Origin of the sequence: Clostridium saccharoperbutylacetonicum N1-4(HMT) (assembly GCF_000340885.1) — a bacterium.
Classification (GTDB): domain Bacteria; phylum Bacillota; class Clostridia; order Clostridiales; family Clostridiaceae; genus Clostridium; species Clostridium saccharoperbutylacetonicum.
In genome coordinates this window covers 550,190-560,000 of the sequence record NC_020291.1, presented here as the reverse complement: position 1 = coordinate 560,000, position 9,811 = coordinate 550,190, and the positions used below count along the sequence as shown (strand labels likewise).

Genomic DNA, 9,811 nt, shown 5'->3' with positions numbered 1-9,811 from the left:
CCTCCTAAATCGCTTATATTTTCACCAACAGTTAAAAATCCATTTACACATTTTTCATCACAGATTTTTATATTTGAATAATACTCCACAACTTTTTTACTTCTATTAGTAAATTCTTTATAATCTTTCTCACTCCACCATTTTTTCAACCTGCCTGTATCATCGAATTGTGATCCTGTATTATCAAAAGCATGAGTAAGTTCATGACCAATAACAGCACCAATACCACCAAGGTTTTTTTCTTTATTTGCATTCTTATCGTAAAATGGAGCTTGTAATATTCCTGCTGGGAATACTATTTCATTATTTAAAGCATTATAATATGCATTCACTGTACACGCACCCATATGCCATTCATTTTTATTGACGGGCTGATTTAATTTAGAAAATTGTTGTTTACTTTGTTCAACATAAACATTTAATATATTTTCAACTAAGGTTCCTCCATCGTCATAAGAATTTATTTGTATATTACTATAATCATTCCACTTATCTGGATATCCTATCTTAACGTTTATATTTTCTAATTTCTTTATTGCCTTTTCTTTTGTTCTTTTGCTCATCCATGAATTATTTTGTAATCTATTTTCAAAATTCTTTATTATTTCTCTTGCCATATTTTCTACATTAACTTTAGATTCTTTATCAAAATATCTATTTACATATAGCTTACTAATAATTTCATTTAATTGATTATTTACAAACTTAACACCATAAAACTCATTTAAATCTGTAATCTCAGCACCATAAAATATTTGTCTTAATTTATTACTTGCCTCTCTGTGTGCAGAAGTTAAAAAATTGTCTGTACTTAACAATATATTAGTCTTTAAATAACTTTTCATATTTTCTAGATTTTCTTGTGTAAAAAGTGCATTTACTAATTTTAGCTGCTCTGGATTTTCAACTATTATCTTGTCAGGTTTATTTATACTTAATTGAGATAACAATTGTGAAAAATTAATATTAGGCATCAACTTTTCCAATTTTTTAAGAGTATATACATTATATGATTTTTCTATTCTATTTTCGTCTCTAGCTTCTTCTTCGTATGATGGTATCTTTTGTGCAAGCCCTTTTTCAATTTCATAAAAGATATCTGCATGTTTTTTAGCTTCAATTAAATTTTCTCCACATAAATTATGCAATTTAATCACATAATCCACATAAACTTGTTTTACTTCATTGCTTTTTCTGCTGGTATCTTTATAATAGAGTGAATTTCCTAACCCAAGATTACTATTAGATATATACAATACGTTTTTACTGCTATCCTTATAATCTGGGCCAACACTTAAATTAATTAATGGCTGAAAATATGAAAATTCATTATCTCCTAAAATACACTTCAATGCCTCTATATCTTTTATTTCATCAATTTTATTAATATATTTTTCTAGAGGTTTTATTCCTAATTCATTTCTTTTATTTATATTCAAATAATTATTAAACAAATTTATAACTTTAATTTCATCGCTATTTTTCTCATACTTATCCTTATTTCTTTGAATTTCTAATATTATGTTAAGAATATCTTGATTTACTTTTCCACAAACTTCTTCAAATGTTCCATAAGAAATGCATCCTTCTTCGAGTACTGTATTAGCTAACCATTCTTTATTTACTGCATTATAAAAATCATCCTGTACTCTTGTATCTCTAATTATTTCAACTTTTCTATCATTTTGTACACTTGTTAAGTTTAAATTCAAGTTATATGCATACGCAATATCGCTTAAAGGCAGTAATATACTCATAATAAATGCCATTAATATTGTTAAGATTTTCTTTAGTGCTCTTCTTTCCATATTCTGCCTCCTCTAAATGCTACGTATTTTTAATTAAAAATTAGTAATATCCAAAATACATTCTAAGGTTATTATTTAATTTATTTATATAAATAATGCATGATTTAAAAATAAAAAAACTACCTTATGATATTTTTAATATCATAAGGTAGTTTTACTGGAAAATATCATTTAAAATACTACTGCAGCAATTATAATTCCAATTGAAATCATAAATCCAGCTATAACAATAGCCACTGCAATATTTTTTTCTCTTAGTTCATGATTAAAATCAACTTTGGTTAAGACCTTATCAAAAAACCAATAACCAAAAACTAAAAGTAAAATGCCGATTAATCCAAATATGATGCTTAATACAATATTATTCAATACATTATTCATAAACTTCTCCTCCTTTTTCATAGTTAGTGATAATTTTATTTAATATATGTAGGTATATATATGGCATTTTTATTAGTTACAAAATCCCCCATTCTTGTGAATACTCCAGATGGTTCATCATCTGTTACGTATACTCCAATCACAGGATATTGATAGTTATTATCTTCACCTATTGTTGAATAAATCTTATTCTCTAACGGCCTTATATTAACTCTATTTTGATAAATAACATCCTCAATTTCTACATCTCTTTTGTTACAACTTAAACAAACACCTTCTCCTTCTCTTGAAAGGTATGGCTTAACAACATAATCAGAAGAAAGCTTATAATCCCTTTCCAAACAAGTATATGGTATATATTTTTCAATGAACTTTTCATCTTCTTCAGTAAAAAATCCTTTTCCCACGAGTTCATGAATCACAGCAAAAAATGCTTTAGACTGAATTATCAAAGTATGCCCGGGATTTATCAAATAGTCTCCGCTATTTAAAATTTCAATTAGTTTTTTCATTTCTTCTTCATAATAAAACCAATCTAATGGATAGTGCCTATAAATCGCATCGAGTTCTCTTCCATAAAGGTATAGCTTATCACCTATAACCTCCAAATCATATATATTGCCAAAAATAACTTCATAACCATCTAATTCTCTTAAAATTTCAGCTATCAATTTACTTGTATAAATATCTTCATAATACCAGGAAGTTACAACTCCAATATTTTTTATTTCTTTTTTCTTTTTTAATTCATTTAATATATTAGAGAAAGTATTTATCATATAACGCTTAAGATCCTTATTGGGATTTTTATATTCAAGCTTAAGCCTTTGCTTAATTATAACACTCCCTCCAACTGATTCCACTAAGCCAGCAGGAGTTTCCGAATTGAACTCCAAAATATGTAACTCACCATTATTATCAATAGCAAAATCAATTCTCCCTAATGCACACAATGCAGAAGTATAAGATTTAGATACCAACCTATAAAGCGCATCTGGTATTCCTAATATTGGACCAAATAGCTCCATGTTTTTTTGAATATAAGGATAAAGCTTTTTTAATAGGCTGCAAAACTTATTACTCACTAAATACATTTCTTCATAAATATCTTTATCAATAATAAGTGAATTCAATGAAATGTACTCATAATTATTTGTATATGCCCCTGTAAAATCATATTTAAAAGTAATTTCATCTACTACATCCTCCCAAATTTCCTTTCTATTTTTAGATTCATATTTCTCTATTGAGATTGGAAACTCTTCAACTCCCAAAGGGCACATCCAGGTATAATTGTCATTAGTTAAAAAACTCTTACTCCACCTAACTAAGAAACCTTGAACTTTATCTCTTATTAAATAAACTCCAAAATTCCCAAAAGCTAAAGTAGGTATATTCATATTATAGGGTCCTGGAACATAAGTATATTCTTCTTTTATTTCAATAAGATCTTGCTTTACATGTATTTTTTTATTTTCAAGTACATACATAACTTTATCTTTCCATTTATCTTCTGAATAAATCTTTCCAATATACACTTCTTGACTATATCTGCCTAATGAAGCTTTAATCACGTACTTATCCTTATTTGTTATTACTTCCTCTACCTGATTCCATTTAAACAGTTCTGTATAAGGAATGCATTTACTAATAATCTCCTTATCCCTGCTCGACAATAGCTGCGAATCTTTTTTAACTAATTCCCATAGATAAGCAAGAAATCCTTTTGCCTGTATTGCTACAATTCTAGGATCATTAATTAATAATAACTTCCCTTTATCAACGCAATTTAAAATTTCATTTATATTAGTAATTTCATGAAAAAATTCAGTAGGAAATAACCTTAAAATTATTGGTAGTTTTACTTCTGAATACGCATATACTTGCCCCTCTTTTACAGACAAATTATTTGGCCCAACCAAAACAATATTTATGTTAGTATTTTTTAAAATATGTTTAAAATAGTAACCATGATGCAACTCTTCATAATGGCACGGATCCATCAAAAATCCCACATTAATTATCTCTTCACTGTTTTCATACTTGTTACAAATCTCCATAAGCTGGCTTATAAAATTCATCAAGAAATCTTTATTTAAATTTCCTCTAAAATCACTTTTCCCAGCCAAGTCCATCTCTTTTTGTCCGCAAGGCTTGTCGTAATTAAATTCAGCAAAAAAAATATTATTATTAATATCATTAAAAGTATCATATCTTGCCCAAAACATTGGCGCTATTGGACACTTTAAATTAAATATTTTATCCTTAAGTGGAAAATCATCAAAGTAATTTAATGCACATTTGTGTATCCCTGTAATATTATTTAATATATTTAATGAAATTCTATTTATTTCTTCACTATAATCTACCATATTGCTATATGTAATTTTATCAAAATAGAATGGTATTTGTGAATGCACATACTCTTCTCCTAAAGAACTTACCATATAGTTGTTAAATAATACTTCTTCAGTATAAGCCAATTGCTTTTCCATGCTTCACCCCATCCCCATAATAAATTTATCACTTTGAAATTTATTAAATATGTATTGTTCTAACTAGATGAACTTCCACCTACAGATCCAGAATATCCTGAAGATTTACCTCCAGATGATCCTGTTATTCCACTCTTTCCACCATTTGAAGAACCATTTTCAATAGATGAACCGCTGCTTGACGAACTCCCTGATGACCAGCCACTAAAACCATGCCATCCTCCATAATATCCTCCGCCAGAATATCCTCCACCAGCACCATTATTCTGCTCTTCTTCTTTTTCCTTATCTGTTTTAGGCGTATAGCAGCCTCCTAATCCAAGTGGACTACTAATAGAAAATGCTGTCGCTACTGCTATAGATAACGCTCTTTTTTTATTCTCCTTTACTAGTTGCTTAAAATCTTTCATTATTCCCTCACCTTTATGATTTCTACTGTTATATGCTTATTAATAAAATTTATATACTCTTCTAAGTCTTTCTTAATTTTGTCCTTAGTAAAAATAATAAGCTTACTATATTTAAATTCCTTGAGTATTTCCAAACTTGGAAGATCATCTTCTCCTATACCATACTGATTATTTAAGTGATCCTTCAAATAACTGTTTTCTAACCCATCCTCATATCTGTTAAAAGGTATCAACATAACAATCTTCTTAGAATTTATATCTTTCAATTTTAATCCATTAATTATTAATTTGCTAATATCCTTCTTGTCACCAACTATCCCAAAAGAATGAAATAGAAGATTAATATTTAAAAGGGGTTTTATATTATAATCGTTATTTAGTATCAAAGCTAAATCCAAAATTTCCTTAAGTGGTAGATCAACTATTATAAAAGTTCTTTCTTTAGAACTCTCTAATATTCCTTGTAACAGCTCTTTATTAAACTCAATATTATTTTCGTCATTTAATAGAAAATCCTCATAAGTTTGTAAAGAAACAAAAGAACTACTTCTAAAATAGCATTGAAAAGGTCCTAATCCTTTTTTCCATTTTCTATATATATCAATTAAGTCAATATCTACAAGCCTCATGAATTTGCCTACCTTTCATAGGTAACAGCATAAATTCCATCTAAGGATATAGATTGCTTATAACCATCATCTGTTATAAATACAAAATGGCTGTCACCACATTCACTTTCATAAACTTCTCCCTTAAAAGAAATTTCAGGTGAAGAATTTTGCCAAGAATTAATATTAGAATATACGTTAATCTCTCTTGCATAAGATAAAAATCCATAAGAAAGCTTATAAATTATTGCAAAATTATTTTTCAAAGAAATTCTCTGTCTATAATTCTTGTAATCAATAATAGTATCAATAGCTAGTACTCCATTGTATAAAGAGCTAACTTCACCCTCAAGAACCTCTGTAGGTTTATCCTCAAACCATTCATTATAGGTTTTATAAATAAAAACTTCCATATTTACCTCTCAATTAATATATTATCTATATTATACCATACAATTAGTATTTACATCTAAATCAGCTAGCGTATGCCCTTGCTTTAAAGTTTTATCTTCCATATAAGTTTTCGTCATTAAATATTGTTTTCAAATTATTATGACATTCCTCTATTTCTCTTGGAACATCTATGTGAACAATAAATTGCTTTCCACGCGGACCATACCCATTAATATCATCTCTTAACCTTGGTATTTCTCCCATTATAAGTTCTATAAATCTTTCTTCTGTCCAAATCCCATCTATCCCTTTATTAGCAAGCCTCAAATTATCATCTAGAGCAGGAATAAATGGTGCATAATTTATGAGTTTTATTTTATTATTATCTACGTATTTTGAAAACGATGCATAAGTTCTAAGCTGCATGGCAGGATCTTGTATTAACATAAGCGATTCATATAAAATCCCTAATTTGTTTAATATCTCTATTGCTTTACACGCATTATCTCCACAATTAGTGGATTTATTTTCAATTATAATATCTTCACTTGGAATATTATAATGCTTAGTCATAATATCAAAAAATACATCTGCCTCTGCTCTATCCTTAACTTCTACAAAGTTTAATTCACCATTCTTTTTTATTTCTTCCATCAATAAGGACGTAGAGTGTCCTATTCCACCATTAATAAGAATTTTCTTGCATAAATTTTTGTTATACGCTTCCACAGCACATTTTATAGTATATAGTATAGAATTTCCTAACAGCACCAACACGTCTACCTTCTTAAGACCAAATGCTTTTTCCAATTCCTCTGAGTTCAAACTGCTAATATCTCTAACAGCTAGAAATTTAGCTATTGCATTAATACATTGTTGTATTTTCTCATTCTTCATAAGATCCCTCCGAATAACTCATATTACCATACTATTTATATATTACTTTTTATCATAGCTTCATAAAATTGTTTTGGTGTAATTCCATACTCATTCTTAAATGCTCTAAAAAAATTAGAATAATCGCCAAAACCACACTGTTTATAAACATCTGTGATTGGCATTTCTTTAAGTATAAATTCTTTTGAATGTATCAGTTTTTTTTGAACAATATATCTATGAATTGTAGTTCCTGTATACTTTTTAAATTCTCTTGAAAGGTGGAATTTACTGAGATAAAATTTTTCACTTATTTCATCAATGGTAATTTCCTCTTCAACATGATTATTAATATATTCAATTATTCCATCTATAAGATTACTCTTTTTTATTTCCACACTTAATTCAGTATTCTCATTAAGTGCCAAATTATTAATATGTACCATAAGTTCTGTCATATAGGCTTTATAAAGCAATTCATAGCCAGCTCCTTTATAATTTTCTAGGCTGACTAGTTTATTTAGAATAAATCTAATATTTTTCTTTTGTTCAAAATCAGTACTTAGCACATTCTTTTTCTTATTACTTTCAAAACAAAGTGATAGATCCATTTCCTCACTTGAAAGTCTCTTTAAAAAATCTCTGCTTATCCAAAGAACAACTCTTTCATAAATCCCTTCTTCTGAATTTATAATAGCTTGATGGAGTTCTTTTGAGTTAACTAAAACAATATTTCCAGGTTCTAAATAATAAGATTTACCTTCTATCAAATATGTTACATCCCCTGAAATAAAAAAGTAAAATTCATAAAAATCATGATGATGAATAGTTACACTCCTAATATCATCATTTTGATAATGATAAATTTCATAATCAGTTGATAGCATATATTGCCTTGTTTCATATTTATGAGTCTTGCTTTTCATCATTCCTCCTCCTAAGTATCGCTTGAATCTATATAGTTTTGGGAAAACATGCATCATTTAATTATAATATTATTTTATACTAGTAATTTTTACAAGTTTTTTAGAAATATAAACACATTAACTATGATGAATATTAATATAAAGTCTGTATTTATAATTATCAATATATTTAATACTATTATCACAAAAAATGTCCAACATATCTTTCAGAAACTGGATTAATAAAAGCTTACTGAGTAGGAATGAAACACGTTCTACTCAGTAAGCTAAATCAAAATTGCTTTTAATTCACTTTAAATTTAGAAATTTCACTTGATAACGATAAAGAAAGTTCATCTAAATGGGCTGATGCACCTTTGAAATTTCTTGTGTTGCTAATGCTGATTGTTCCTCTAACTGTCTAACTTCTTCTGCAATTAAAGAAACCTTTAATTGCCCATAAAAAAATCTTCTTAATAAAATTACCAATACTGCTATTATAAATATTACAGCTAAAACACTCACAATTGAAATTAAGTATAATAATGAATTTAAATTACTTTTTTATTTTTTATAAAAATTTCTCTTTTTCTAAATTACATAATTTAACCACACAGAAAATTCCTATTACAGCAATTAATCCTGCCATTGTTACATCAGTCAAGAAATGTTTTTCCATCACTAGTCTTGAAAATCCACCTATTACAGAATAAATAATTGCAAAAATCATAATCTTCTTCTTCAAATTGAAGTTAGCTGGATTAACAAACAATGGTAAGAAGAATGACATAACAAAACAACGTGTATGACCTGAAGGAAATGATGTATAGTCCCCTTTACCAAGCATACCATTAATATTAAACCAACTTTCAAATGCTTCTTTTCCAGATGTAATTAAAAGTGGTCTTGGACGACTAATATAATCTTTAATTTGATTAACAATTTCTGCAGTTGCAGTATCAATAAATACACCCGCTATTCCTATGAATACTAAACGGTTGACTTGAAGATCCTCAAGTTTGTTTAACCAAAATTTTTGAATTAATAAATGAAATATAGCATATAAAACAATATAGCCAATTACGAACATAATGCCATTTAAACTATTATCTACTACAAATTTATACTTATTAGATATACCTACAGCTGCACCTGCTTGATAATTCATAATAGCTTGTCCAACTTGACCTAACATTTCAATAAAATAATCCCAAAAACGTGTAAGAGGAAAAAGAAAAGCAAAAGTACAACAAATAACTTTAATGACTGCATTTGTCTCTAAACGTTTACTTTTTTGATAAATAATTTCACCAGCTAAAACAGGTATAATTACATTTGGTATTGCACCAGCATCTTGTAAAAACGCTGCCCAGTAGGAATTAGTATTAGATGCTAAAAAAGCTAAACTTTTATCAAATATAGTCCCCACTATAAGCAAACCTGCCATTACTACTAAAGTAATTTTAATAAATTTATCGGTAAAAATCTCCTTTCCTTCTAAAGTTACACCTTCCATTTCTCTACTTTTGTGCATAAAATTCACCCTTTCAATAAATTATACTATTATTGTAAACTACAACCTTTTTTGAAAGTGAATTCAAATTACCAAAAAATATTGTTATATTATCAGACCATTACTGCTATATGATTTTAATATTCTGGAATCCCCCTAGAACTTAAGCCTCAAAAGTTCTTAATTTTAATTATTGATTTTTTTAGAAACAAAAATTATTAAAAACTAACATCTTTTAATAGTTAATCAATATTATCGTGTAAAGACATGTTATAATTTATATATAATTTTTATATTAATGCTATTTTAAGTTAGTAAATCTAGGAGAAGGTAAAATATGAAAATATATAATATTGATGAAATATACACTGAAGTAATATCATTATTAAGAATGACAAAAATATTTGATTTAGATTAGCATA

General features: G+C 27.6%; 10 protein-coding genes (1 of these 10 only partly in view). All 10 read right to left on the bottom strand.

Annotation, left to right across the window (positions count from 1 at the left end; translation table 11 throughout):
- A protein-coding gene (locus CSPA_RS02470; protein WP_015390628.1) for a M13 family metallopeptidase crosses the window boundary here: on the bottom strand, positions 1-1,808 show its 5' portion. Its footprint begins 259 nt before the window's first position; 1,808 of the gene's 2,067 nt are visible here — the first part of the coding sequence; the start codon lies at positions 1,806-1,808; the stop codon falls past the left edge of the window.
- A 171-nt stretch (positions 1,809-1,979) separates the two neighbouring features.
- Positions 1,980-2,189: a DUF350 domain-containing protein gene (locus CSPA_RS02465; RefSeq protein WP_015390627.1), complete on the bottom strand. Its 210-nt coding sequence runs from the start codon at positions 2,187-2,189 to the stop codon at positions 1,980-1,982.
- 35 nt (positions 2,190-2,224) lie between these two features.
- Entirely contained in the window at positions 2,225-4,684 is a 2,460-nt protein-coding gene (locus tag CSPA_RS02460) for a glutathionylspermidine synthase family protein (protein WP_015390626.1), read from the bottom strand.
- Between the two features lie 59 nt (positions 4,685-4,743).
- Positions 4,744-5,094: a hypothetical protein gene (locus CSPA_RS02455; RefSeq protein WP_015390625.1), complete on the bottom strand. Its 351-nt coding sequence runs from the start codon at positions 5,092-5,094 to the stop codon at positions 4,744-4,746.
- Entirely contained in the window at positions 5,094-5,723 is a 630-nt protein-coding gene (locus CSPA_RS02450) for a hypothetical protein (RefSeq protein WP_015390624.1), read from the bottom strand. Before CSPA_RS02450 ends, CSPA_RS02455 begins: the two co-directional genes overlap by 1 nt.
- Positions 5,724-5,731: 8 nt before the next feature.
- On the bottom strand, positions 5,732-6,115 hold the full coding sequence (locus CSPA_RS02445; RefSeq protein WP_015390623.1) for a hypothetical protein: 384 nt from the start codon (positions 6,113-6,115) through the stop codon (positions 5,732-5,734).
- 91 nt (positions 6,116-6,206) lie between these two features.
- Complete coding sequence (locus CSPA_RS02440; protein WP_015390622.1) at positions 6,207-6,992, bottom strand: YdcF family protein; 786 nt, start codon at positions 6,990-6,992, stop codon at positions 6,207-6,209.
- A 35-nt stretch (positions 6,993-7,027) separates the two neighbouring features.
- The gene (locus CSPA_RS02435; RefSeq protein ID WP_015390621.1) at positions 7,028-7,897 is read right to left on the bottom strand and encodes an AraC family transcriptional regulator; all 870 of its coding nucleotides are present in this window, start codon (positions 7,895-7,897) and stop codon (positions 7,028-7,030) included.
- Positions 7,898-8,233: 336 nt separating this feature from the next.
- On the bottom strand, positions 8,234-8,401 hold the full coding sequence (locus CSPA_RS29665) for a hypothetical protein (protein ID WP_017810845.1): 168 nt from the start codon (positions 8,399-8,401) through the stop codon (positions 8,234-8,236).
- A 46-nt stretch (positions 8,402-8,447) separates the two neighbouring features.
- Positions 8,448-9,410: a phosphatase PAP2 family protein gene (locus CSPA_RS02430; protein ID WP_015390620.1), complete on the bottom strand. Its 963-nt coding sequence runs from the start codon at positions 9,408-9,410 to the stop codon at positions 8,448-8,450.
- Positions 9,411-9,811 lie beyond the last annotated feature (401 nt).